Here is a 25,109-nt window from a genome sequence, read left to right as displayed (position 1 = left end):
GGCCGGAGCGAAGCCAAATGCTTTCGGACGAGATCATTGCTTCAAGACCTGAACCGCGCTCGTAACCGTGACGATCGGGGCAAACAGCTGGCTGATGATTTGAATGAGCTTGCTTGGCTGGTTCGCTCTCGCATTTCCGACATAAAGGACGTCTTTGTCTTGCATTGCGAAGCGTTGCGCTAGGAAGTAGTTTCCTGCTTTCATCATATTGATGTGATAGACCACCGGTTTGGCGATATTGTCCTTGTCGGCGACGTAACGAAAGACAAAGATGGCTGCGGGGTCGCCAAATGACGGATGCGACCCTCCAGCTTGCGCTACGGCCTCGGCTAGTGAGACGTCGGGCTTTCCGAACGGGAAAAGTTGGACCTGACCAGGCGCGCCCATGACCGAGAAGGATTGAGGCGCCCGCAAAACTGATAACCGGTCGCCGGGATAAACGCGGAGTTCGTTCTCATCGCCGCTAAGGGCGTCGCTCAGGCGGAACTGGTCGGTAACGCCTTGTCGCTGCAAACGTATCGCAAGATCCTTGGCATCGCCACGATAGCCCCCCGCCAACGCGATCGCGTCGGCGACCGTTTCGCGATTCGTCGGCAGGACTAGCCGCCCAGGCTTATTGACCTCTCCGCCAACGATCACGCTGTTGGTGATCATCTCGCGGACTGAAACGAGGACCTGCGGATTCTGCGAATATCCGCGTAGCGCCGCACGAATCTGACGCTCCACCTCACCAACGGTGTGCCCCGCGACGTGCAGGCGACCGGCATAAGGCACTTGAATGTCGCCCGCATCGTCGACCCGGTTACCTAGGAGCCGTTCGCCTTTAGCGGCGGTATCGAAAGATCCGCCATCGGGCGCGAGCTTGGTCGCGCTGTTGCCGAACAAGGTGATGCCCGATTCATAGACCGTAATGTCGATCACGTCACCCGGACCGATCAGGTCTGTCGGCGGCGGCGCAAGGTTGACGAGCGAAAGCGGCACGCGCGCCGGCGGCGCGGGCAACGAGGCGATATCCTGCAGTTCGACCAACTGGATATCCGACTGCGACGTAGCGATGGAGCGCTGTACCTCGCGACCAGTCGGCCCGCTCGACGGCAATGTCGCGCAAGCCGAAAGGCTGATCGAAGCCAGAATCGCCGGAATGATCTTATTCAAACCACAAGCCATTCGAGAATCTAGATAAAACTTCATCGTCTCCGGCAGTCGCTTTGGTGCAATCGATCGCGGCGCACCCCCTAGCACTTAGTTTTGGAGGGGCGCAATGACGTCGACTCGCCCGTCGTGTCGCTTGCTCCCGCGCTGGCAATGCCGGTTGCCCGCCACGTTGCTTGCCTCTAGAGGGGCGAGCAATCGACACGTGCCTTTTTCGCAGTGTCTGTCCTGCCGAGGTATCGTTAGAGATGTTGATGGAAGGGTTGAGCGCCAGCGTATCGGCGGAACCAGAGAAGGGATTCGGCGCGCGGACGATTGACTGGATTCGCAGGCACTTGTGGTTCATCCTGCTGGTTGTTCTACCCGTGCTGGTCAGCGCGATCTATTACGGCTTGATCGCCTCCGACGTGTATGTCTCCGAAGCTCGTTTCGTTATCAAGGCGCCTGACCAGAAGAGGTCGTCGACGTCGACCCTTGCAAACCTGATTCAAACCACCGGGCTCTCGGCCGGGCAGGAGCAGACCAACGAGGTGCTGGATTATATCCGCTCGCGCAACGCGCTGGCAGACCTGTCAAAACGCGTCAACGTGCGCGCGACATATATGAGGCCAGGAACCGATTGGGCTAGTCGCTACCCTTTCTTCCGGCGGGACAGCTTCGAGAATCTTTACAAATATTACGGGCGGATGGTGAATGCGCACCTTGACCACGATACCGGCTTGGCTGTCGTCACGGTAAAAGCCTTCACGCCGCAGGACGCTCACGCCATCGATGCCGCGTTGCTGGATATTAGCGAGAAGCTCGTCAATCGGTTGAACATTCGAGCGCAGGCGAAGCAGATCGCAGAGGCCGAGGGGCGTGTGCAGGAAGCCGAGGCACGGGTCCGCAACGCCCGCTTGGCCATGCGTGGCTACCGCAATACCGAACGCCTGCTTGATCCAGCCAAGGAGGCAACAGGCGTCCTTCAGCTTTCTACTGAGCTCACCGGGCAACGCGCCGCGCTACAAGCGCAATTGCAAGCGACTCTGGCGGGCGCCCCGAGGAACCCCGCCATTCCGGCATTGCGAAGCCGGATCGCGGCGATCGACGCACAGATCGCCGGCCAGGCAGGACGGGCGACCGGTACCAACACGGGCCTGGCGTCCAAGCTGACGCAGTATGAGAACCTGCTGGTCGAGCAGGAATTCTCCACGCAGATGCTCAACACCGCAAACGCCTCGCTCGAGCAAGCTCGAGCCGAAGCGCTGCAACAGCAATTCTATCTCGAACGCGTCGTCGAACCGAACACGCCCGACATGGCGCTGTTTCCACAGCGGCTCTACGAGATACTAACGGTGGCCGGCGTCTGCCTGTGCCTCTATTTGGTCGGCTGGATGCTCGTCGTCGGAATCCTTGAGCACAGGCCTGAGAACTGATGTCAGCGCTTAGCGAGGGCTGGAATAGCCAGATCCGGGTCGTCAAGGCTCTGATGGTACGAGAGCTGACGACCCGCTTCGGACGTGAGAATATCGGCTTCCTGTGGATGATGGCCGAGCCGATGCTGTTCGCCGTGCTGGTGGGCGTCATGTGGACGTACCTCAAGGGACCTGAGGAGAACGGCATTGGCATGATCGCCTTCGTTGCCAGCGGCTATGTTCCGCTGACTTTTCTGCGCTCATCGTTCACCCGAAGCACTAGCATCTTCGTGGCCAACGGTAGTCTCCTGTATCATCGCCAAGTCAAAGTGACTGACTTCGTCCTAGTACGTGTGTTGATCGAGTTCGTCGGCGCAACAATGGCGTGGGTCTTTATTTCGCTCGCCTTGGGTATATTGGGATATATACCTGTGCCGGCTTATCCTGGCATGATGGTCGCTGGCTGGCTGCTTTATGGCTTGGTCGTCTTGTCGGTCTGCATGGTGATTGCGCCGCTTTCCGTGATGTCCGAAGTTGTCGAAAAGATTATGCCGGTGTCAGTCTACATCGCCATACCGATTTCCGGAACATTTACGATGGCTTCCTGGGCTCCTCCGTCAGTACGCGACTATCTCCTGATGTCACCGATGGTGAACACTATGGAGATGATCCGCTATGGGTTGTTCGGTGATTATGTGGAGCCCTATTACAACGTCTGGAATCCGATACTCGTGTCGATTGTATTCCTAATGATCGGCCTCGTTCTATGCCGACGGATGCGGCGGGATTTGGTGGTAGAATGATCGCCTGTGAATCGCTCTACAAATCGTACCGCGCTGGCCATGGGCGCAAGCGTGTGCTCGAAAACATCAACCTGACCTTCAATCGCGGCGACCGGGTCGGTTTGCTGGGTCGCAATGGCGCCGGGAAGACGACGCTGATCAAGATGATCGGTGGCGTTGAAATGCCGACATCCGGACGGATCGTGCGCGAGATGAGCTGTTCGTGGCCGCTCGGGTTTAACGGTGGTTTCCAGGGCAGCCTCACCGGATACGATAATGCCCGCTTCATCGCTCGCATCTACGGCCGGGATTACAAGGATCTGCGAAGTTTCGTCGAGGATTTTACGGAGCTCGGCGGGCAATTGCGCATGCCGGTCAAGACCTATTCAGCGGGCATGCGCGCGCGCCTGGCCTTCGGTCTTTCATTGGCGATCGAATTCGATTGCTACCTGATCGACGAGGTTATCATGGTCGGCGACCGCAACTTCCAATTGAAATGCCACACCGAGATTTTCGAGAAGCGGCATGACCGCGCCCTGGTGCTCGCCACGCATGGCGCGGATTATATTCGTGAATATTGCAATCTGGCGGTGGTTCTGCGGAACGGCCGGGCGGAAGTTTACCAAGACATCGAAGAGGCCTTGGCGATCTACGAAGCGTTGTAGCGGCCGATGCCTAATCAAGTATCATGTCAGGGTTGCCGGGGAGCGGCAATGCTCGATGCCGTCCGCGACGGTGAGGACCGCGCCGCTACACGCCACGCCCGCTGCGCACACATCTTCATGTCCGCCATCCCCATCGCCGCCACATGCTGCTACTGGCTCTAATCGGTGAGTTCTGAGCCTAGGTCGCGTTAACCCGATCGCCTATACGATGATGCGGCGCTATGCTCGCGACCAAATGGCGGGCTGTTAGTTGTTGCGGTGGAGGTGGCCGCGTCGCGGGGAATCCCCGATAAGTCTTGGGATTCGGCAAACTTGGCGGCGGCAGAACGATTGATAAGTTCTGCCGCCTTCTTTATCGAGATCGCGTCAATCTACAGCAGGCGTTTCCCGATCTCTATGCCGACGGATTCATCGGACTTTCGAATGGCTCGTGGGCGAAGGCCTCGCTGCTTGAGGAACGCGAATACATGAGGGAAGCAGTGTGAAGCCGGGCTTGCTGCGGCGGTTGCATAGCGTTGTTGTCCCGTCAGCCAAAAAAACACCCCAAATGGAGAATGCTACGATGGGCACGCCTGGAATGTCTCTTCTCGGCATAGGGAACAGGTCGGATCAAGTACGGGTGTTTGGACTTATAAGGCTGGTCGGCCACGTCTCGGAAGCCAGCTCCGATCCAGTGCGCATCGATGTTTCGGTGGGTGGCTTCGAGGTTTCATTCGGAGCGGCGGAGTGCGTTGTCTCTTCCTCGCCGAACGATTTCCGCGTCGAAGTCAATCTGATGTCGCATCTACTCCCAAACGGCCCGACGAACGCCACAGTATCGGTCGATTTCGCGGATGGCAGCCGGGCGGCGTTTCCTGCAAAGCCACTCATTGTGAACAACAATACTCCGCTGGGTGTCCAAGTTGCGGAAGATCTGCGCGTTCACGGTACTGGCCCCATCCAGCCACGTGTGATCGACAGCAAGATGTTCCCTTACGAAAAGGGCAAGGCCAAGGCATGGTTTGACGAAATCGAGCCTATCGACACCCCCTTGAGCTTCGATCAGCCAGCCGACATGGAAAGTGCGCACCGTCACCTGGAGAGGTGGGGCTTTTGCATCCTGCCAGAGCGGCTGCCTGCTAGTCTGATCGAGGAGTTCACAGCCGATCTTGAGGAGGCGATCGAAAGTGGCCGCCTGCAATATGAAAAAGGTACAAGCCAGCGCATCCATGAAGCACATCGACTTGAATCTGGCAGGAAGATATGGCTGAATCCCGAAGTTATGGCGTTCCTTAAGTCGCACTTTCGCGACACGCCTTGCGCCTGTCAGACCTTAACTTATGTTAACGGTTCGGAGCAGGATGCTCACCAGGATACGATTCATCTCACGCCCTATCCTGCCGGTTTTATGTGCGGCGTATGGGTCGCCTTGGAAGACGTTAAGCCGGACTCCGGCGAGTTGTTCGTCTATCCTGGCAGCCACAAGTCCAAGAGGTTGCGGGCTGGCGACCTGGGCTTGGATAAGGTGGATCAAGATTACTCCTCTTATGTAATCTTTGACGCTGAGGTTCGAAGATTGATGGAGGAGGGCGGCTACGAACGTGCGGCCTATCGACCGAAGGCTGGCCAAATCCTGGTCTGGCATGAGAATCTTGTACACGGTGGCAGTCCGCGCATCGACCGGGAGAAAACGCGCCTCTCGATCGTGAGTCATTACTTCGCGAAAGGCGCCGTCGCTTATTACGACAGCCGTGGTGAAGCAGGGGCACTCGAGCTTCTGCCCGAAAACGCATGAAGACGGTCGTTCTGTCCGGAGTGAATCGGGGCATTGGGGAGGCTGTCGCGCGCACTTTTCTGCGCGCTGGATGGTTCGTGGTGGGCATTGGGCGTTCTCCCCCACCATGGACAACGGAGGAGCATGAGCGCCTGTCTTTCCATCCATGCGACATGGCCGATCACGAAGCTGTGCAGACAGCCTGCGCGAGCATCCAACGACCAGTCGACGTGCTCATCTGCAACGCGGCCAGTTTCGGACCGCGGGCCTTTCATACACGCGAGTTCGATCCCGGCGATTTTGTAGCGACCTTGTCTGTAAACGTCGTAGCGCCGATGGTGTTGGCGAATTCCCTGCGGCCACAGTTGCTAGCTGCCGAAGGGAGGCTGATCGTCATGATGAGTACCGGCAACGCCTCCCTGTCTGGAAACGTCGATGGATCAATGCTGGCTTATCGGGCGAGCAAAAGCGCCCTCAACCAGGTTGTCCGAAACATCGCGGCCGAGTGGGGCCCAGAGGGTTTCGTGGCGACGGCTCTCAATCCGGGCTGGGTTAGGACGGATATGGGGGGTGAGCAGGCGCCTCTAAGCCCCGATGAAGCTGCGGCCGAGATCGTGAACTTCGTGGAAGCCGTGGCTACCCCTGCGCTCAACGGCTGCTTCGTCAATACCGATGGGTCCCCACTGCCCTGGTAGCCTGATCTAGTCGATGAAGACGATGCGGGCGCAGTTGGCGCAGTGCTTTGCCCGGTTGCTTGCTGTGGCGCTTATTCGTAGAAGGAGCCCGGAAAAGCGACGCATTCCAAGGTAATGACCGGCTTCTTGGGTGCCGGGCGGAATCGGTGCGAGCTTAGGTTTCTATTGCCGACAGGGTTAATTCTTCTGGCGGCCTCAGGTTAGACGGCAGGCATGAGCGAGACGGTTTATAAGTCGGTATTGCCCGGCGTCCCCAGAATTGAGTCACCGGCCTTCCGCGCCGAACTCCCGCATTTCGGCCTGTCTGAAGCCGAACAGGCGATTGCCACCAAGCTGCATGTCGATGGCTTCGCCGTCATAGATTTTGAGGATGTCGAATTCGACCAGCGGGTGGATCGCATTCGTGCGTCGTTGATCCCGCGTTTGGGCGCCGATCTGAACGATCCTGAAAGCGACAAGACGAGAGGTGACCGACGGATCCAGGACGCCTGGAAATTCGACGAAGACGTCCGGGCGATCGCGGTGAATCCCGCCATCTTAAATCTGCTTTCGCGTCTCTATGGTCGTCGCGCGTTTCCTTTCCAGACGCTCAACTTTCCGGTCGGCACGCAACAGGCGGTGCACGCCGACGCGGTTCATTTTTCAAGCCTGCCAGAGCGCTTCATGTGTGGCGTCTGGGTCGCGATGGAAGATGTACCCGCTGAAGCCGGCCCGCTATTCTATGCGCCGGGGTCGCATCGCTGGCCAATCGTCAGCAACTCCTTGATCGGGCGCCGCGGCTATGCCAGCCAGCTGGAATCTGCGCAGGAGCCCTATGCGGACGCCTGGAATGCGATGATTGCGGCCCATGGCGCGTCCACCGAAACTTTTCTGGCGCGCAAGGGCCAAGCCCTAATCTGGTGCGCAAACTTGCTTCACGGCGGCTCGCCGCAATCCGATCCACGGCTGACCCGCTGGTCGCAGGTCACGCATTATTATTTCGAGGATTGCATATATTATACTCCGGCCTTCTCGGACGAGGCTCTTGGTCAGTTGCAACTGCGCGATATCGTCGGGATCGACGACGGCAAGCTGCGTCCGAACTCCTATCTCGGTACGCCATTGCCGGCGCAACTGCCTCCGCTGCAGAAGCGCTCGCGAATGGGTCGCCTGCTTCGCAAGATCGTCCCCCGGCGGAGCGGGAATTGATCGCAGAGAGCCGCTAACGCGCGCCTCATTGTCGCGCGTCGCACTGAAAGGGACACTGCAGCGGTGATGATCCCGACGGTTCTGGAATCGCTGCTGTTGCTGTTGCTGCGTCCCTGGAAGGCGCTGAAGATCGGGTATTGGCGGATCACCGGCCGGCGCGTCCGCGCGCGTCTGCAATTCAGAGAGGCCGCCGCTGCATTGCCCTTTGCCTATGCGCAATGGAATGGCCGATGTGCGCGCGCCGATCGTGCCGTCTTGGCGTCGGCCGTTACCGAAGCGAACGATGTCACCGTGCACCTGCACTTTGCCCGGTCAACTCTACCGAGGGATTTCACCCGCGCCGTACGTTCGGTCACCCGACAGGCATGGCCGCATTGGCGCCTGCTCGTTACGAGCCAGGGCGGGAATATGCCCGAATTGCCGGATGACCCGCGGATTTCGGCGCTCGACGGCGCGTTCCACAGTTATGGAGCGGGTCTCAAGGCCGCGCTGGCCGCAGCGGCGACGCAGTATTTGGTGCCGGTGCAGCCGGGGTGTCGCCTGCCGCGCATGGCACTGGCGACATACGCCATTCATCTACGGACGGTGCCCGCCGGCAGCTTTCCGATCCTCTATGGCGACCAGGATGAGATCGACCGGTTCGGCTGGAGGCGCAATCCGTGGTTCAAGCCGGCATGGGATCAGGAGATGTTTCTGGCCCAGGATTATCTTTCGGCAGCGCTGGCCGTTCCCGTCGCGACTGCGCGCGAGCTTCGGGACGATGAGAGCGACGAGGTCGTGGTCTATGGGATGTTGCTCCGCGCGACACTGCGGCCAGGTCAGGAGGTGCAACACCTCCGCCGGATAACCGTATCGGCTCCGCGCAATCATTGGTGTCGACCCGATGCGGGGCGGCTCGAGTTGTTGCGCGGCGTGTTGGCGGTGGTGCCTGGAACCGAAGTCGTCGCAGGCCCTTTCGGGACGGCGTCGATCCGCTGGCCGCTGCCCGTATCGGTGCCGCCGGTCAGCATCATCGTGCCGACACGCGATCAGGTTGCGTTGCTGAAGACCTGTATCCGGGGCCTGCTTGACCGAACGCGCTATCCCAATCTTGAAATCGTGATCGCCGACAATGATAGCAATGAGCCGGCAACCCACGCCTTTCTGGCCGAAATCTCCGCCGATCCGAGGGTGCGAGTGGTGACCTGGCCGCATCCGTTCAACTATTCGGCGATCAACAATTTCGCTGTCAAAGCGGCGCGCGGTGCGTATCTCTGCTTGCTCAACAACGACATCGAAATCATCTCCGAAGAGTGGCTATGCGAGCTCATGCGTTATGCTGTGCGGCCCGAGGCAGGGGCGATCGGCGCCCGATTGCTCTATCCCGATCGCACCATCCAACATGCTGGCGTGGCCGTGGGAATGGGCAATGCCGCCGGCCATGCACATCGCGGTCTCCCCGAACATGCCGCAGGCTATTTTGCGCACGCTCTTGTCGCGCATCGCGCCATCGCCGTCACGGCCGCCTGCCTCGTCGTGCGGCGAGATAGGTTCGAAGCAGTGGGCGGGTTCGACGAGGTGGCGCTTCGCATTGCCTATAACGATGTGGATCTGTGCCTTAAGCTGCACCACGCCGGCTTCGAGAATTACTACGTGCCGAGCGCAGTCCTGATCCATCACGAGAGCAAGTCGCGCGGGCTCGACATGGCGCCCGGGCATATCGAACGGTATCGTGCAGAGCTCGCTACGCTGCAGGCGCGATGGGGAACCGAAACCTATTGCGATCCGACGCACCATCCAGTGCTGAACCGCGGTAGTGAAGTCTACAAACCTGAATTCGTCTTCTGCGCCTCGCCGTCTGACGGGTCGATCCCGGCAGATGATCTCGCTGCCCTTCGGCATTGACGCGCTTTAATTCGCCGATCGCATCCGCAATCGCGTCGGGCCGCTCGGGTTGCACGAAAATGAGGAAGTTGCCCTAGCGGCCGTGAATTTCGCCTTTTCGAATCCGTCCTGGAATCCTGTCCAAACAAATCAGACCAACCCATAACCGCAAGTGCATTGGATGCTGACGAGTGTACGAGGGTGGGCAATCGAAGGTCCGTCTTCGAACAAAACGCTTACCGCCACGATTGCTGCCTCTGCATATTCCCGCAGACCCCGCCGGCGAGGGCTGGACACGCAGGCCGAGCCTCCCTAGCGACCTAATAAGCGAGGTTTTTTCATCTCCCACTAGACAATAAAATAGGCAGCGAATTTATGGTTAACGAGATTGACTGGGCGGCGCTTGATCAAATCGAGGGTTGGATGTTGCCGGACGCTGCGGATCTGATGAAGCGAATAGCTTCCCATGACGTGGGCCCGGGTGTCTTGGAGCTCGGCGTTTTCAAAGGAAAGCTGCTGGCTGTTGCCGCCGCATTGTTTGCCGGCCCGGTGGTTGGCGTCGATGCGATGTGGAATGGACTGAATAATCCGCTAGAAAGTGCTGATATTGAAGACGTTAAGAAATTAATTCGGAATAACGTGGCCAAGTTGGCGCCGGGCGTTAATATCGAGATCGTTGTTAGTGACACAACCTTACTTACGCCAAACGATATTTCTCCATTATCTGCAAATGGATTTGGATTTATTTCAGTCGACGCGGGTCACGACCCCGACCCTGTTGTGCATGATTTGGGCCTTGCTACCGAATTGCTAGCACCCGGTGGCGTCATTTTCCTTGACGACGGCTTTAACAGCGCTTGTCCCGGCGTCGGAGAGGGCATGTTTCGCTTTCTTTCTGAAGATCGGCGCCTCAAAGCCTTTGCGACGGGTTACAACAAGACCCTCTTTACCGACAGTGAGAGTCATTCCCTCTGGCTTTCGCGTGCTTATGAATGGGTGCGGTCGGGTGAGGAGCCCATGTTTGAGCGTACCCGCGCACAAATATCCGCAAATATCGCCGCACGCTGGGCGCCAACGCTTTGCGGAAGTGAAATCGTTCCGTTCGTCTAACAGGCGGTCTCGACCTGTAACCATACTCCAACTATCGGGTGGCGTGCACTTGGACGGTGCCCCGCCACCTCAAAGGCGCGGTAATTTCAGCGACCGAATCAGCGTCTAAGGACCCGCACGTCAATTACTGCCTCGGTTTTGAGCCGATCTCTCGGATGTGGGGCGTTTAAGCCGCAGAGCACGCGATTCACTTAATTCCTACCTATCCTATAAGAGCCCTTCGGCTCTCAACCAGGCAGAGAACTCGCCAGACGGCCCAGTTCCGAACGGATCTGGAAAAGCCTTCTGCAAGTCTACTCGTTCGCGATACAATAGGCGGTGCGAACGCTGGATCGGCGTGCCGTCGGCAAATTGATTGAACGCCCAGTAGCGATCGGGGATGCCCTTAGAGGTAGCTGCGGCAACCTGCGCGCGATACCAGCGCCACAACTCGTAAACGACGATCTGGTCCTTGGCATAGCGCCTCGTCATCGTGTCCCCGAGCGGGCCCAGCTTGGTGAAGTGCCAGAATCTCAGAAGGCTGTCGTTCGAGCGCACATTGCCCATATCGTCGACCGTGATCCGGCGCTGATTGATGTTCCAGCTGGCCGTGTTGTAGCCCGGGTCCTTCAGGATTTTCACCTTGTCGAAGAATACCGGCACGTGGTCACACCATTTCTGGTCGACGAAAAGGCCCTTTGCCGGCGCATCGTGGCAGAATTCCAGCAAGCGGTCGCTCCACCACTGGGCGAAGCGCGCGCCCTCCCCGGTGGTTCGGATCGCCACGAACCCGAGGTTGAAGATTCCCGCCCACATCGGGCAGATTTCGTTGTCGATAATTGCGCCCAGTTCCTTCTCCGGCTCGAGCAAATGCGGAGTAAGGACGATATCGTGATGCTCGAGCAGTTCGAGCAGCGGGGAGAGCGGGTTGAACAGACAGGTGTCGGGGTCGAGGTAGATTACCGCGTCGAAATCGCGACGGGTCGCCTCGGCCAGGAAGGGACCTTTCACCGCCGTACAGATCTCGACGATGTCGTGTTTGAACAGCCAGCCCTCGACATTGTCGATCCCCAGCTCGTTATGCCAGACCACTTCATCGAAAGGCTCGTCGGCGACATCAAAGGCAAAGCCGGCGGGCACCTCATCGGTCATCAGCGCGACGAGGTGCCAGTCGGGATGGTGGCGACGCAGGCTCTGATAAAGTACGCGCGCACGGTTGAGGTAGCTGAAGCTGAAACTGGAAAAGCAGAGGACTTTCACGCGCCGCCCTCCAGAAGTTCGAGGGTCATGGCGCTATATTCCAGATGACAATGTTGTACACTGCGGCGCGCACGCGCGAACCTGAGGATATCGCCCGTTTCGAAAGCGGCAAAGAGGTCGGCCTCATTCTTGAGGACCACGCCCGGGCCGATCTCCTCGACCAGATCGACGACATTGCCGGCGCATTTGTTAGTCACGATCGCGGCGCCGCCGGCCAGCGCCTCGTACGCGGTGAGGCAAAAGGTCTCAGGCCAGATCGACCACATAATCGCTACGTCGAGACGGGTGACGGCCGTCGCCTTGCGCATAAGGTCAGGCTCACTCTCGCAAGCCACGACCTCACGATAGGTGACCGGGAGCCCGCCCCGGCGGCCCTTGCCCAGGTGATGGAACTCATAGCGGGGGTCATCACCCAGCTTCAGGACCAATTCCTCGAACACCGACCAGCCCTTGTGATCGGCCGGATAGCCGATGAAGCCTACTCGTAACGGTTGTCCCTCCTCCGCCTCGTGAGATCGGGGTGCGCCAGCTTCTCGTAGTGTCACATGGGGGATCACTCGACTGGAACGCGGCACATGGATGCCCGCTTCCTCCCAGATCGCCAACGCTGATCGCGAAGGCGAGAGGAGGTCGATTGCGAACCTGTCGAACAGCTTTGCGAATTCGTCGCGGTGGGAAAAATCGGCCCGTGCGAACTCGCACAGCTCCCATGACAGGGTGCCCGGCTTCGGCACGCCGGTATATTCCACATCGTTCCGCAACAATTTGAAATTATTATACAAGGCCGCGAAATCGTGAATCCAGAAACTGCCTTGATGCGCGTCGCTGGCGGTAATGATGGCGATCACCTGATCCATGTTGTGGCCAAGCAGGTTGTGGATCACGAACCGGCGATCGTGGGCGAGGGCATCGGCATGGGTCAGGCATGCGACGATATCCTCCGGATCGAAGACGCCGACCGGCTCGCCATCCAGCAACACGCCCAACTGCACCGGCTCGCCCGAGGTATCGAGAAATGGCAGGGGATGCACCGGGTAGAAGTGCATCTGCAAATAGCCATCAGCGCGCAGCAGTTCCACCTCACGGCGGAGCAGAAGCTGTACGCCGCCGACGTGCTGTGTGTAGTCGTCGTGAGAGAACGACAGGAGCAGTTTCGTGCGATACTTCGCCAACGCCTGTGCAAGTCTGCTTTGCAGCAGCGCGCGTGGATCGCTGGCGACCGGGCTGCGGTGCGACTTGTACTCGGCGATCTGATCGGCCACGGGCTTAAGGCGCGAGAGGATATCCCAACGAAATCCGAGCTCGTGCCGCCCGATGCGGCCCTCAGCCTTTCCCGCCGTCAGATAGTGGTGGAAAGGATTGACCTCGGCCGCAGCGACGTCCGGATAATTCTCAAGATAGAACCTCGTCGAGAAGGCTAGTGACGGGTTACGCCCCTCACGCCAGCCGTGACGCAGGTAATGCTCGACCGGATCGACACCCGCCGCCGCGATGTCGGGATAGGCGGTAATGTAATAGTCGACGTCGAAGCCTTTTTCGACCGCATCGACCACGTTTGGGTCGATGTCGCTCTCACGGCGCCTGAACCGCGACGCCGCTTTTTTGACCAACCGGGCAGCAAACGAGGTGGTATCCGAATCCGAAGGAGCGGCAGCACGGACCACGGTAGACTCCCCTTCGGCCAACACGGCTGACGTTACGGCGGTCGACGTATCACTTGCGGAAGGCCGCCGTCCCAACCGCCGGCCGATCCACAAATAGTGCCGCGCCGGATCGATGCCGGTGATTGCAACGTCGGGATATTCGTTCAAATACCACGAGGCATCGAACACGCCCGAAGCTTGAAGGGCTGCGACGTCTTCGTCTGAAACATCAACCACTATTTAGCCCCCAGAAAAATTGTCACCACGAGCGGCCTTCAAAAATGCCATGGCGGGTATAATGTACCAGTGGATCCATCCCAGATTGGGCAACGTCTGGATGTTTCGATAGGTACGCTGCTGCGTCGAACATGCCCGACGCCTCCACCTTGGCGAGCCGCCGACGGGCACGCTCTTTGGCCGGCAGCATCGCCCACCAACGCGGAAATCGTTGCTGCAGATCGGAAAGGTCTCGCAGCCATTCGGCGCGGCTGTGCAAATCGCTGACGCGCTGCGCGTCATCCGCGACCATTCGGGTCAGTTGGACGATCTCTCCGCGCTGCCGGGCGACATCGGAAGAGGCTACGCGTTCGGCAGAAGCGGCTCGCTCAACAGCGTCGCGCAACGCAGCTTCCAGTTCCAATTGCAGTCTGACCAACTGCGCCATTTCGGACTCGTACCGAGCCAACCGGCTCAGATGGTCGCGTTGGTCCAGCGCCAACTTGTCCATTTCCCCCTGCTGGCGAGCAATCAAATCTTGCGCCTCGGTTTCTCGGAGCGCTGCTTCCTTGGCGATCCATCCGCTTTCGACGATGCGGGTTTCGGCGGCCAGAATTGCCTCAGCCTGGTCGCGCAATCGCCTATCCATCTCGTTGGAACGAAGATCAAGCGCGTCGTAGCGGGCCTGCATGCGGTCGAGCTCACCACGCAGCAGTTCGTTCGTCCGCCGCTCGACCGTGGCGTCTGCCCAAGCCTGCCGCGCTTCTTCCTGGCGCTGCAGAAGAGCGCTTTCCAACTCGGATAGGCGGTTCTTCAGGTCGCCGAGCGCATTGTCGCCCTGCTCGCGATGACGCGCGAGATTATCTTCGTGTGCAACAAGTGCTTGCGACGCCTTGGCAAGCTGATCGCGCAATGTTTCCACCTCGTTCTGCGCCAGCGCCAGTTCCGCGCCAAGTTGCGAAACTGTTGAATCCCGGTCCGCTGCCGTTTCCGCTAAAACGCGCTCCAGCTCGGCGCATTCGTTGCGCGCCGACTCGACGGCGCGCTCGGCTGCTGCAAGACCGTGGCTCACCGCCTCATGACGCTGTTCAGTCTGCGATAATTCCTGGGCTAGGCGAGCGACTTCCTCCTCCAGTTGTCGGCGCTGCCGACCCGCCTCACCCACACCTTCGCCACGCACGGTACCTTGCGTGATCAACTGGGCGAAAGTTGGCGCCGAGGCATCGAAGTCCGCGCGGATGCCGTCCAGGCGGGCGTGATCCTCACGGTCTTCGCCCTGTTTGCACCACTTCGTCAGAATGGCATAAGTGTCGCGAACCCAGGCCGGCGTACGCGGACCGAGCGCGATCTTTTCGTCATATTGCTGATGACGAGCATGGGGCGTCAGAAAGGCATCGATTTCCGAGTCCGTCAGCACCGACTTCCGGGGCCACGCGATTGCGGTCGCGCTTCCCATCTTTTCGGCAACCGTGCTCCAGTCGCTCAATAGATCTTCGTAGCTGAACACAAAGCGCGGCAGGTCGCGGCTGGCAAATTCGGCGTCGAGCACGTTGCGCAACCAAACCAGCAGGCCGTGTCCCGGTGCAGATCCATCTCGCGCCGCCAGCGATTCGGCCACTTCGACCGGGTTCCGCACCGGAATGGCCGCGACCGGCCGGACGTCGAGCACGTTCAGCGCTTCCAGCCACAATGGCACTATCCGGCAAATGCGCGGGTCCTTGAGAACGAATAACGATGATTGGCCGTATTCCTGACGCAACGCCTCCACCGCGCGATCAAGGAATTCTTCACGCAGCACCGAGTTGTTCCAATCCTTGCTCAGCGAGAGCCAGTCGTCCCAGCGGCTGCCCGCAGACGCTAGCAACTGATCATTGAGGGTCGTGACGACATTCGATTCCCAGTGACCGAGCGCATTACCTTCGCTGGCAGCCATTAGGTCGCTGGGTAATGCGCAGCCAAGCAGGTTCGCTATGCGAGCGAAAGCGCTGGTGCCAGATCGATGTACACCCAACACGACGATGCACGTTCGTCGCCGGTCAACCGCTTTCCTGGCCTTGCGGTCTGTAACTGATTTTGAGGCGGCACTGCTCGGCACCTCCGGCCTGGAATGTGTCGTGTTCAGAACCACCTCACCTCAATCTTCATCAACGAAGCGCCTAGTGCACCTAGCCGAGGTTTCCCCGCAACCTGCAAGCGCAATACTTCGGCACCCGCGATTAGGCGTCGCGCGCGATCTGACTCAGCAGAGGTCGACCTATGTCAACAAACGGAACGGCCAGCGCCACACATCACCGGCCGCGCGTATGAACCATCTTCACTTCAACCTCAAGGATCATCGGCCCTGAAATGTCAGGCCTTTTAGTTATGAAGGGAGGTTCGGCGTGTTAGTTATGAAGGGAGGTTCGGCGTGTTAGTTATGAAGGGAGGTTCGGCGTGATCGTCGGCGTAAAGGTCTTTGAGGACCGCTTAGGTTTGAGGACCGCTTAGGGAAGTTTCGGAACCGCTGAATGATCGACCATTTCCCGTCAGTCGGTTTGTAACGTCGCCGCGCACCAAGCCTCCCTCGAATGGAGAGTCAGAATCGTGCGGAGCCACAAAACTCAAGCCAGCTTATGAGTTTAAGGCCTAGCTTGGCTGCTTGACGCTGCGACCACGGGTCAGGCAAGGCAAACAGGATATTATGTAGAGGGGCGCATGGCCAGCCTGGTTCAACATCTTCTCGCGCGGGCGAACCGCGCGCATTCCGTGCGCTCCTACAACGCGCTCGTGGCGCGTTTTCGACGGCAATATCGCGGCGATTACGACATGGCGATGATCGCATCGATCGGCGCCCTGTCGCCGATCGAATTTGCACAGCAGGGCGATGGCCATGTGGCGGTGCTGCGACACCACGGACTGCAGGACGGAATGTCGGTCTATGACCTTGGCTGCGGCTCGGGACGCACCGCGATGGCGCTGCAACGATCGGGGTGGCAGGGCCATTACAAAGGCGCCGACATCGTCAAGCCACTGGTCAACTATCTGAAGTCGAAATGCCCCGGCTACGATGCGGTCGTGCATCGCAAGCTGACGATCGCGGCGCCCGACGAATCACTCGACATGGTTTTCCATTGGTCGGTGTTTACGCATCTGTATCCGGAAGAGTGCTTCCTCTACATGGAGGATACTTTCCGCGCGCTGAAGCCCGGCGGCCGCTTGGTCTTCTCGTTCCTCGAGCTCGAAGATGCCAAGCATCATGGTGTATTCGACAGCCGGATTGGTCGTTTTCGTAAACACGGCTGGTCGGATACGCTGGATGTCTTCCTGCACCGTGACTGGATAGCCTATTGGGGGCAGCGGATCGGGTTTGAGGATATTTCCTTCACAGACGGCACCGATGGAACGCACCATCCGGAGTTTTGGCAGGCGCTGGCAGCGATGACCAAGCCGGGGAGTTCCTGACCGGATGCCCTACCTGCGGAACGCGCGACTGGCTAACCCACAGGGTGAGCGGGTCAGAACAGGGCCCCGAAGCCCTGATCCTCAAGATTCCTTGGGCAGGAAGCGCTTGAGATGCTCGATCATTTCCTTGAATCGGCTATAGGGTGCAAGACTATACCATTCATTTGGTCCGATGCGCGATTGCAGAGTTCCTCACCCCCCGTTGACATAGCGGGTATAGCGTCAGGTACCCTTGCGGACGGAATGATTGCCCCTGTCCCAAACGGTACGTTCGTCCCGCCCTCGTCCAATGTTTTACGCCCCGATTGAAGGGTCTTGATCCCGAAGAATCATCACCTACCTCAACACCGCCGGACGCCTCGCCGGGTCCGGTTGGACATGGAGAGCGTCGGCTCTTCCACCGGCGCGTCTCATGCCCAGATTGCTCATGAAGAGGATTTGGAGATGAGAACCAACTTCGATTTTGCGCCCTATCGGCGTTCGACGGTCGGCTTCGACCGCCTTTTCGACCTGCTCGAGACCGGAATGCGTAGCGATGGCCTCGACGGCTATCCGCCGTTCGACATCGCGCGCGACGGAGAGGACAGCTATCGCATCACTGTCGCTGTCGCCGGCTTCCGCCCCGATGAGATCGAGGTGATTGCCCAGCAGAACCAGCTGACGATTATCGGTAAGCGCGCCGAGGACAAGGACCAAGGCGAGTATCTGCACCGCGGTATCGCCGCGCGCCCGTTCGAGCGCCGCTTCCAGCTGGCGGACTTCATCGAGGTCAGATCGGCCGATTTCGAGAACGGGCTGCTCACGATCGCTCTGCAGCGTGTCATTCCCGAGGCGATGAAGCCGCGCAAGATCGAGATCGGCGGCGGTTCGACTGCGCCGGAACGGCTCGAGACGCACGCCGAGAAGGTCGCGCAAGCGGCGTAACGGGCCGAACGCGCCGTCGCAACGCCGCGGCGCGTTCGGTCATCGGGCGTTCAGCTACGCCGGATAGATTTTGCGGACCCCATGTCATCTTGATGGAGGACGATTGATGCGAAAACTTCGTACGGCCGTCTTGGCGGGAATCGCGACGCTGGGCGTCGCGGGGACCGCGATGGCGGCGAGCAACGACACTCATGTGATGGCGGTCGGCTTGCCCGACGGATCGGTGGCGCAGATCGAATATCAGGGTGCGGTCGCTCCAAAGGTGCGGATCGAGCCGTCGGCGCCGACGATGAGCATCGTGCCGGTTCGGTTGGCCGATCCGTTCGACGCGGCACCGTTCGCGATGATCGACCGGATTTTGGCCGACATGGACCGTCAGGCCGCCGCGATGACGGCCGCCGCGCTCCAGCCGGTTCCGACCGATAAGGCGGGTCGGCCCGACCTCGCCGCGTTCGGCAACCTCCCGGCCGGGACGGTCAGCTATCGCTTCGTCTCGACCAGCGACGGCAACCGCGTCTGCAGCCGGTCCTGGCAAGTGACCTCGCAAGGGCCTCAGCAGCCGCCGAAGCTGATCTCCGCCAGTTCGGGCGATTGTGCAAGCAACGGCAATTCGCCGGCCGGAACGGCGGGCCCGGCGGCCAAGACCGCAGCCGCGAACAACGGCGCGGCGGCACAGCCGCACGACGCGACGCCGACGATCTGACATCGCGAGAGCGGCCTTCGGGCCGCTCTCCATTTCCCTTTATCGATGACCAGTCAGCGCTCGAAGCCACGATCGCGATCTTCAGCGTACCCCGCTCCCGATGCACGTCCCCCCGAGCATCCTGTCGAGTTTCGTCACACTCTTCGTCACGATCGGACCGGTCGAGACGGCGGTGGTCTTTGCCAGCCTGACCGCTGGCATCCACCGCAGTAAGCGCCGCAGCCTGGCATTGCGTTCCATGGCGATCGCCGGGTTCGTCCTGTTGCTGTTCGCGGTCGGCGGCGCGCTCGTGCTGTCACTGCTGCACGTCTCGCTTCCCGCGTTCCGCGTCGCCGGCGGCTTGCTCTTGTTCCTCCAGGCGCTGACGCTGACCTTTTCCAGTCCGGGCCTCTCGTCGATCAACGAAGGCGAGAAGCACGACGCTGAGCAACCCGGCGACATCGCGGTATTCCCGTTGGCGTTCCCGCTGATTGCCGGGCCGGGGAGCCTCTCGGCGGCGGTGCTGGTGATGGGAAGGACCGAGGGATGGATCGAGGCCGGCGGCGTCATCGCCATGCTTCTGTTATGCGTGATGCTGACCTTGGGCGCGATGCGCGCCGCTGAACGGCTGATCGCCGTGCTCGGCCGAACCGGCGCCGACGTGGTCAGCCGCGTCTCGGGTATCCTGCTCGCCGGGCTGGCGGTGCAGTTTGTGTTCGATGGTCTGGCGCAGGCGCCGTTCGTGCACGGATAGGCGGTCCGGTCACTTGGCGTCTCGTGCCGCCGGCCGGTGCGACGCCACGTCCAGGGCGGCGAGTACACGGTCCAGCATCGCGGCGTTGCTTGCTGCCTTGGGGAGCTCGCGCCGTGCGAAGAGTTGCAGCCGGGCGACGTCGCGTTGCGGTACGGCAAGGTCGATCGGCATGGTCGGCAGCTGCTCGGGCCGCGCGCCTTGCGCGACTTTTCCTGAGGCAAGAAAGTGATCGAGCAGGCGCTTGCGGTCGGCGAAGCTCCAGCTGAGCGCCTGAAGCTCGGCTGGGGTAAGCGACAACAGCGCCAGCGCGAATTCCATGATGTCGTCGAACGTCAGCAGCAGCCGCACGGTCCGACCGCCGCGTTCCCGCCAGCGCCGGATCGGACCGCGCGTCACTGGATCGGGATGACGCCGTCCACCGCTCGCCACTCGGTCGGACGGATCAATCGTTCGTGCGCGATCCGCACCGAATGAAGCGCGGCCTCGATGTCACGCCGCCAATGGTCGAGGAATTCGAGCAGCACCGGAAAATCGGGCGCCAGGTCATATTCCTGCCAGACGAACAGCTGGAGCAACGACGGCGCGTCGGGACGATAATAATGCAGCTCCGCCGTGGTCAGCCCATAGCCATCGAGCTGGGCAAGGAACGCGCGGTCGCTCATTGGTGGGGCGGCCCGGCGGCACCGGATTGGACATCGATCGAGCGCAACGCCGCGAAAACATCGTCGACTGGGACGGTACGTCGCATGCCGGGCGGTTTGCGCAAGGCGGGTTTTCCTTCGACCGCTGACCGGTCGGATGCCCAACGGGCGAGAATGGCGCGCTTGACCTCGGGTTCGAGGCTGGGATGGCGCGCGACATCGATGGGATGAAGATATCGGGAGACGGGTTGCGACATGGCTGTCCTCCTTTCCTCTGGTCGCTCCTTTCTCATGGGCCAGCCGGCCCGACGCTGAATTTCGGTCGGTCGCGCGGTCTCGTCAAGAGGGTGCGCCCCGTCCTGGCCGGCCGATGTTCCGCGTTTTGGCACTCTATGCCAGCGAGCGCCAAAAAAATCTCGTTCCGGCTCTTGACCGAAAAAATCGGCCTTCCTAATTTTCGGCCGCTTCCCGTTCGCCGCGAACGGCAAGCGCCCTAGCATCATGTTTTGCAACTGGAGGTTATGCATGCATTTCCGTCCCTTGCACGACCGTGTGGTCGTCCGCCGGCTCGAAGCGGAGGAGAAGACTTCGGGCGGCATCATCATCCCGGACACCGCCAAGGAAAAGCCGCAGGAAGGCGAGGTCGTCGCCGTCGGCCCCGGCGCCCGCGATGACAGCGGCAAGCTGGTCGAACTGTCCGTCCGCGCCGGCGACCGCATCCTGTTCGGCAAATGGTCGGGCACCGAGGTCAAGGTCGAGGGCGAGGACCTGCTCATCATGAAGGAGAGCGACATCCTCGGCGTGATCGAGACCCCCGCCGAACTCAAACGGGCGGCGTGACGCCCATCATTCCCACAAATCTCAGGAAGGATAGAGAAAGGAGTTGAGCCAGATGGCTGCCAAGGAAGTGAAATTTGCGTCGGACGCGCGTGATCGCATGCTGCGCGGCGTGGATACGCTTGCGAATGCGGTCAAGGTCACGCTGGGGCCGAAGGGCCGCAACGTCGTGATCGAGAAGAGCTTCGGTGCCCCGCGCATCACCAAGGACGGCGTGACCGTCGCCAAGGAAATCGAGCTCGCCGACAAGTTCGAGAATATGGGCGCGCAGATGTTGCGCGAGGTCGCCAACAAGCAGAACGACAAGGCCGGCGACGGCACCACTACCGCGACCGTACTGGCCCAGGCGATCGTTCGCGAAGGATCGAAGGCGGTCGCCGCGGGGATGAATCCCATGGACGTCAAGCGCGGCATCGACCTTGCCGTCAACGCCGTGGTGAAAGACCTGGAGGGTCACGGCAAGAAGGTCGGCGCCAATAGCGAAATCGCCCAGGTCGCGACCATTTCCGCCAATGGCGATGCCGAGGTCGGCCGTATCCTGGCCGAGGCGATGGAGAAGGTCGGCAACGAGGGCGTGATCACCGTCGAGGAGGCCAAGAGTCTCGAGACCGAACTCGAAACGGTCGAGGGCATGCAGTTCGATCGCGGCTACCTCTCGCCCTATTTCATCACCAATGCCGAGAAGCTGAAGGTCGAGCTCGACGATCCCTATATCCTGATCCACGAGAAGAAGCTCTCGAACCTCCAGGCGCTGGTGCCGCTGCTCGAAAAGGTCGTGCAGTCGGGCCGCCCGCTCCTGATCATCGCCGAGGACGTCGAGGGCGAGGCGCTGGCGACATTGGTGGTCAACAAGCTGCGCGGCGGGCTCAAGGTCGCGGCGGTCAAGGCACCGGGATTCGGCGATCGCCGCAAGGCGATGCTCGAGGACATCGCCATCCTGACCGGCGGCAACGTCGTCAGCGAGGATCTCGGCACCAAGCTCGAGAACGTCACCGTGTCGATGCTCGGCCGCGCCAAGAAGGTCACGATCGACAAGGACAATACGACGATCATCGATGGCGTCGGCGCCAAGGCCGATATCGACGGCCGCGTCGCGCAGATCCGCCAGCAGATCGAGACGACCACCTCCGATTACGATCGCGAGAAGCTGCAGGAGCGGCTCGCCAAGCTGGCGGGCGGCGTCGCCGTGATCCGCGTAGGCGGCGCGACCGAGGTCGAGGTCAAGGAGCGGAAGGACCGCGTCGACGACGCACTGCACGCGACGCGCGCCGCGGTCGAGGAAGGCATCCTGCCCGGCGGCGGGATTGCCCTGCTGCGCTCGCTAAAGGCGCTGGACGGCCTCAAGCCGGCCAATGACGACCAGCAATCGGGCATCGATATCGTGCGGCGCGCGCTCCGCGCACCGGTGCGTCAGATCGCCGAGAATGCCGGCGAAGATGGCGCCTATATCGTCGGCAAGTTGCTCGAAAGCGCCGATTATAATTGGGGCTTCAATGCCGCGACGGGCGAATATGAAGACCTCGTCAAGTCGGGCGTGATCGATCCGGCCAAGGTGGTGCGTACGGCGCTGCAGGATGCGGCGTCGGTGGCGTCGTTGCTGATCACGACCGAAGCGTTGGTCGCCGAACTGCCGAAGGAGGAAAAGTCCGCGCCGATGCCGGCGATGGATTATTGATCGAAAACCGTGGAGCGCGGCGTGGCCGCGCTCCACATTTGCGGCCGCCGCGATCGAGGCATCGCATTACGCTTTCCGGGCTCAATGGATCGTGATCGGGAGATCGCGGCCGGACGATGCGACATTCCCCGCGCGGTCGGCGGCGTGAATGCGGATCGTGTAATTGCCGGGAGCGACATCCGCCGGGTTCCAGCCGCCCGGACTCACGCGGCCATGCCGCACGACATTGGTGACGACGTAGAGAAAGCGCGTCCGCTGGTCGCTATGGACCGTATCGCCGCTGTCGGGCGCGTAGGCGATTTTCGCCGCCAAGGGCGCGGTCGGCATGCGGTCGAATTCGATGGTGATGCGCGGCCGTTCGAACCCGGCTACCGGCGTGCCGTCTTGCCTCAGGATCTGAAAGCCCGCTGCATAGAGACCAAGGCGGCGGCGCGCGGCATTGTCGTCGACCTGGTCCCAGGCCTCGGCGACGATGCCGACGGCGCCGCCGGCTGCGGGAACGACCAGTCGCCCGTTCTGCTTTTCGCTCAAACGCAGACCGTTGGCATCGAGCACATAGATATCGTCGATATGCGGCGCGATGTGATCGCCAAAATTGGGAAAGCGCAGCAACAGCGCATTGACCTTGGCGCGCGGGGCTCCGAGTTCGAGATGGACGTGCGCCATGCGGTTGATCGTGCCAAGCGGATCACCGACCCGGAAACGGGTGCCGCGCTTGACCCGGACCCGGACGACATGGCCCTCGCCATCGCGGATGATCTGGAACCGGCTCGTATCGAGCGGCTCACCGGTCGCCGTGCGGCCGACGCGCATATGGATATAGGTCATCTGATCGACGCGCAGGCCTTCGCTGAGATCCTCGACACCCCAATTGGGCAGCGGATCGCGCACCGTTTCGTCCGCCGAGGCGAGCACCGTTCCTCCCACCGGCGCGCTGATATCCAAGCCGGCATGGAGATGATCGCGGCTTTCTCCGTCATAATTGCCGCGCACCTCGCCCATGTCGCCGACGACTTCATGCCAGCCAAGTTGCGGACCGACCGGCCAAGGGAAGACCGGCTTGCTGACGAGCGCCGAGACAACAGGTTCGGGAATCGTCGCAGGGATCGCGGCGGCATCGGCGCGACGAGGGCTGAGCTTGCGAATGGCATAAGCCGACGCATCGGCAATATAGAGACCGCCCGAACCATCGATCGCGAGCCCCGCCGGCCCCGTTAGCGGCAGCGCGGCATTGCCGTCGATTGTCGATCCAGGCCCGGCGAGCACGCGCAACGATCCCGCGGGCGACATCTCGATGATGCGCCCGCGGCGATAGGATGCGACATAGACGAACCCGTCCCACGTAGGCGCCAGCCCGACGATCCCTTGCAACAGGCCGGCGCCGTCATTGGGATCGGTCCGGGCGAGCGTCGAAACCCGCCCGTTTTTCCCGACCTTGCGGATCGCCGTGTTGCCCGAATCCGCGACGAGCAGCGCGCCGTGCCGATCGAGCGCGATCCCGGTCGGCGTGTCGAACGCCGCGCCCGGACCCTGTCCATCGGCAAAGCCTGGCGCGTCCTGCCCCGCCAACGTCCGCACCTGACCGTCCGGTGTGATGATGCGGATGCGATCATTATAGCTGTCCGCGACATAGACATTGCCTTTGTCATCGGCCGCCACGCCGATCGGCCCGTTGAAGCGCGCCGTTGCGGCGGGACCGTCGCGGAACCCCGCGGTTCCGTCTCCGGCGAGTGTCGTCACGATCCCGGTGGGAGTGATCTTGCGGATCGCGTTGGCGCCGGTGTCCGCGACGAAGAGGTTACCGGCGGCGTCCAGCGCAAGGCCCGATGGCGTATCGAACGATCTCGGCAAGGTGGTCACATCGCCGTCGGGGTCGATCCTGCGGATGCGGCCGGTGTCGCCGGCGTCCGCCACGAACAGCGTGCCGCGCGCATCCAGGACGACTGCGAAGGGGTCGCCGAAGCGGGCCTTTGCCGCTCCGCCATCGGTCTGCCCCCGCATTCCCTCGCCGGCAACATTGGTTATGGCGACCGGCCAACCGAACCGCGTCGGCGGCGGCGTGAACCAGCCCAGCGTCATCAGTAGCCAAACCACGCTTCCCGCTACCGCCAGGGCGATCAGACCAAGGGCGATGGCGGTCTTGCGGGGGTATTTCATCAGCATGCGAGCGCCCTAGCAACAAACCGGCCGGCGTTGGAACACCTGCAGCGCTGGTCAGCCGACGCAGGCAGGTCGGCGATTTTCGCTGAGAAAGACAGTAAACCAGCCGCGATGTGCGACCGCCACGCGCCCCAAATTCGTTGGAGTGGACGCCCCCTGACGGCATCGATGTGCCAGAGTGGAGGTGTTGAAGCACCACTGCAGGAGGCGTCCATGGATGAGGTTAGCACAGTCGGCATCGATCTGGCCAAATCGGTTTTCCAGGTATCGACCCCCTTGAATCCGATGGGGCGTT

The 25,109-nt window shown here is 61.0% G+C and carries 24 protein-coding genes; 16 read left to right on the top strand and 8 right to left on the bottom strand.

Annotated elements, in window-relative coordinates; translation table 11 throughout:
* Positions 1-33: 33 nt before the first annotated feature.
* A complete protein-coding gene (locus SMA01S_RS12470) occupies positions 34-1,155 on the bottom strand; it encodes a polysaccharide biosynthesis/export family protein (protein ID WP_245649259.1) in 1,122 nt (373 codons plus the stop codon).
* Between the two features lie 245 nt (positions 1,156-1,400).
* On the opposite strand from SMA01S_RS12470, the gene SMA01S_RS12465 reads away from it, so the two are divergent.
* The 9 genes from SMA01S_RS12465 to SMA01S_RS12425 all read left to right on the top strand — a co-directional run bounded on the left by SMA01S_RS12465 (position 1,401) and on the right by SMA01S_RS12425 (position 10,602).
* Positions 1,401-2,567 (top strand): KpsE/RkpR family capsule polysaccharide export protein, encoded by a 1,167-nt coding sequence (locus tag SMA01S_RS12465; RefSeq protein WP_245649258.1) that lies wholly within the window; start codon positions 1,401-1,403, stop codon positions 2,565-2,567.
* Positions 2,567-3,349 carry an ABC transporter permease gene (locus SMA01S_RS12460; protein WP_066822366.1) on the top strand — a complete coding sequence of 261 codons (783 nt, stop codon included), beginning with the start codon at positions 2,567-2,569 and terminating at the stop codon, positions 3,347-3,349. Before SMA01S_RS12465 ends, SMA01S_RS12460 begins: the two co-directional genes overlap by 1 nt.
* On the top strand, positions 3,346-3,993 hold the full coding sequence (locus SMA01S_RS12455) for an ABC transporter ATP-binding protein (RefSeq protein WP_066822363.1): 648 nt from the start codon (positions 3,346-3,348) through the stop codon (positions 3,991-3,993). Before SMA01S_RS12460 ends, SMA01S_RS12455 begins: the two co-directional genes overlap by 4 nt.
* Positions 3,994-4,289: 296 nt before the next feature.
* Positions 4,290-4,478: a hypothetical protein gene (locus SMA01S_RS12450; protein ID WP_066822360.1), complete on the top strand. Its 189-nt coding sequence runs from the start codon at positions 4,290-4,292 to the stop codon at positions 4,476-4,478.
* Positions 4,475-5,767 carry a phytanoyl-CoA dioxygenase family protein gene (locus SMA01S_RS12445; protein WP_157093925.1) on the top strand — a complete coding sequence of 431 codons (1,293 nt, stop codon included), beginning with the start codon at positions 4,475-4,477 and terminating at the stop codon, positions 5,765-5,767. The genes SMA01S_RS12450 and SMA01S_RS12445 overlap by 4 nt, the downstream gene beginning before the upstream one ends.
* Positions 5,764-6,441, top strand: coding sequence for an SDR family NAD(P)-dependent oxidoreductase (locus tag SMA01S_RS12440; RefSeq protein ID WP_084250274.1), 678 nt, complete (start codon positions 5,764-5,766; stop codon positions 6,439-6,441). The genes SMA01S_RS12445 and SMA01S_RS12440 overlap by 4 nt, the downstream gene beginning before the upstream one ends.
* Positions 6,442-6,654: 213 nt before the next feature.
* Positions 6,655-7,629 (top strand): phytanoyl-CoA dioxygenase family protein, encoded by a 975-nt coding sequence (locus tag SMA01S_RS12435; RefSeq protein ID WP_084250273.1) that lies wholly within the window; start codon positions 6,655-6,657, stop codon positions 7,627-7,629.
* Between the two features lie 66 nt (positions 7,630-7,695).
* Positions 7,696-9,513 (top strand): glycosyltransferase family 2 protein, encoded by a 1,818-nt coding sequence (locus tag SMA01S_RS12430; RefSeq protein WP_066822354.1) that lies wholly within the window; start codon positions 7,696-7,698, stop codon positions 9,511-9,513.
* A gap of 354 nt (positions 9,514-9,867) precedes the next feature.
* Positions 9,868-10,602 (top strand): class I SAM-dependent methyltransferase, encoded by a 735-nt coding sequence (locus tag SMA01S_RS12425; protein ID WP_066822352.1) that lies wholly within the window; start codon positions 9,868-9,870, stop codon positions 10,600-10,602.
* Positions 10,603-10,809: 207 nt separating this feature from the next.
* Here the strand turns inward: SMA01S_RS12425 and SMA01S_RS12420 are convergent, their stop codons facing one another.
* The 3 genes from SMA01S_RS12420 to SMA01S_RS12410 all read right to left on the bottom strand — a co-directional run bounded on the left by SMA01S_RS12420 (position 10,810) and on the right by SMA01S_RS12410 (position 15,633).
* Positions 10,810-11,733 carry a hypothetical protein gene (locus SMA01S_RS12420; protein ID WP_218016890.1) on the bottom strand — a complete coding sequence of 308 codons (924 nt, stop codon included), beginning with the start codon at positions 11,731-11,733 and terminating at the stop codon, positions 10,810-10,812.
* Between the two features lie 104 nt (positions 11,734-11,837).
* Positions 11,838-13,721 (bottom strand): glycosyltransferase family protein, encoded by a 1,884-nt coding sequence (locus SMA01S_RS12415; RefSeq protein WP_157093924.1) that lies wholly within the window; start codon positions 13,719-13,721, stop codon positions 11,838-11,840.
* 22 nt (positions 13,722-13,743) lie between these two features.
* Entirely contained in the window at positions 13,744-15,633 is a 1,890-nt protein-coding gene (locus SMA01S_RS12410; protein ID WP_066822343.1) for a hypothetical protein, read from the bottom strand.
* Between the two features lie 761 nt (positions 15,634-16,394).
* Between SMA01S_RS12410 and SMA01S_RS12405 the strand changes: the two genes are divergently transcribed.
* The 4 genes from SMA01S_RS12405 (at position 16,395) to SMA01S_RS12390 (ending at position 19,501) form a co-directional block, all read left to right on the top strand.
* Complete coding sequence (locus SMA01S_RS12405) at positions 16,395-17,141, top strand: class I SAM-dependent methyltransferase (protein ID WP_084250272.1); 747 nt, start codon at positions 16,395-16,397, stop codon at positions 17,139-17,141.
* Positions 17,142-17,585: 444 nt separating this feature from the next.
* A complete protein-coding gene (locus SMA01S_RS12400; RefSeq protein ID WP_066822333.1) occupies positions 17,586-18,065 on the top strand; it encodes an Hsp20 family protein in 480 nt (159 codons plus the stop codon).
* Between the two features lie 106 nt (positions 18,066-18,171).
* A complete protein-coding gene (locus SMA01S_RS12395) occupies positions 18,172-18,768 on the top strand; it encodes a hypothetical protein (RefSeq protein WP_157093923.1) in 597 nt (198 codons plus the stop codon).
* A gap of 100 nt (positions 18,769-18,868) precedes the next feature.
* The gene (locus tag SMA01S_RS12390; protein WP_066822327.1) at positions 18,869-19,501 is read left to right on the top strand and encodes a MarC family protein; all 633 of its coding nucleotides are present in this window, start codon (positions 18,869-18,871) and stop codon (positions 19,499-19,501) included.
* A 9-nt stretch (positions 19,502-19,510) separates the two neighbouring features.
* Here SMA01S_RS12390 and SMA01S_RS12385 read toward each other — a convergent pair whose 3' ends face one another.
* The 3 genes from SMA01S_RS12385 to SMA01S_RS12375 are packed head-to-tail and all read right to left on the bottom strand — an operon-like array spanning position 19,511 to position 20,399.
* The gene (locus SMA01S_RS12385; RefSeq protein WP_066822324.1) at positions 19,511-19,897 is read right to left on the bottom strand and encodes a hypothetical protein; all 387 of its coding nucleotides are present in this window, start codon (positions 19,895-19,897) and stop codon (positions 19,511-19,513) included.
* Positions 19,894-20,163, bottom strand: a complete 270-nt coding sequence (locus SMA01S_RS12380; RefSeq protein ID WP_066822321.1) for an usg protein — start codon at positions 20,161-20,163, stop codon at positions 19,894-19,896. The genes SMA01S_RS12385 and SMA01S_RS12380 overlap by 4 nt, the downstream gene beginning before the upstream one ends.
* Positions 20,160-20,399, bottom strand: a complete 240-nt coding sequence (locus tag SMA01S_RS12375; protein ID WP_066822319.1) for a hypothetical protein — start codon at positions 20,397-20,399, stop codon at positions 20,160-20,162. The genes SMA01S_RS12380 and SMA01S_RS12375 overlap by 4 nt, the downstream gene beginning before the upstream one ends.
* A gap of 268 nt (positions 20,400-20,667) precedes the next feature.
* Here SMA01S_RS12375 and groES point away from each other — a divergent pair, with 268 nt between their 5' ends.
* A complete protein-coding gene (groES, locus tag SMA01S_RS12370) occupies positions 20,668-20,982 on the top strand; it encodes a co-chaperone GroES (protein WP_066822316.1) in 315 nt (104 codons plus the stop codon).
* A gap of 52 nt (positions 20,983-21,034) precedes the next feature.
* Positions 21,035-22,654, top strand: a complete 1,620-nt coding sequence (gene groL, locus SMA01S_RS12365; RefSeq protein ID WP_066822310.1) for a chaperonin GroEL — start codon at positions 21,035-21,037, stop codon at positions 22,652-22,654.
* Positions 22,655-22,735: 81 nt separating this feature from the next.
* Here the strand turns inward: groL and SMA01S_RS12360 are convergent, their stop codons facing one another.
* Complete coding sequence (locus tag SMA01S_RS12360; protein ID WP_066822308.1) at positions 22,736-24,817, bottom strand: NHL repeat-containing protein; 2,082 nt, start codon at positions 24,815-24,817, stop codon at positions 22,736-22,738.
* 30 nt (positions 24,818-24,847) lie between these two features.
* Between SMA01S_RS12360 and SMA01S_RS25005 the strand changes: the two genes are divergently transcribed.
* Positions 24,848-25,109, top strand: a 262-nt coding sequence (locus tag SMA01S_RS25005) for a hypothetical protein (RefSeq protein WP_218016889.1), incomplete at its 3' end; no start/stop codon positions are given.

The organism is Sphingomonas mali NBRC 15500 (assembly GCF_001598415.1).
In the GTDB taxonomy this organism is placed as follows: domain Bacteria; phylum Pseudomonadota; class Alphaproteobacteria; order Sphingomonadales; family Sphingomonadaceae; genus Sphingomonas; species Sphingomonas mali.
Note: the sequence above shows the minus strand (reverse complement) of the source record. Positions and strands in the feature narration are given on the sequence as shown.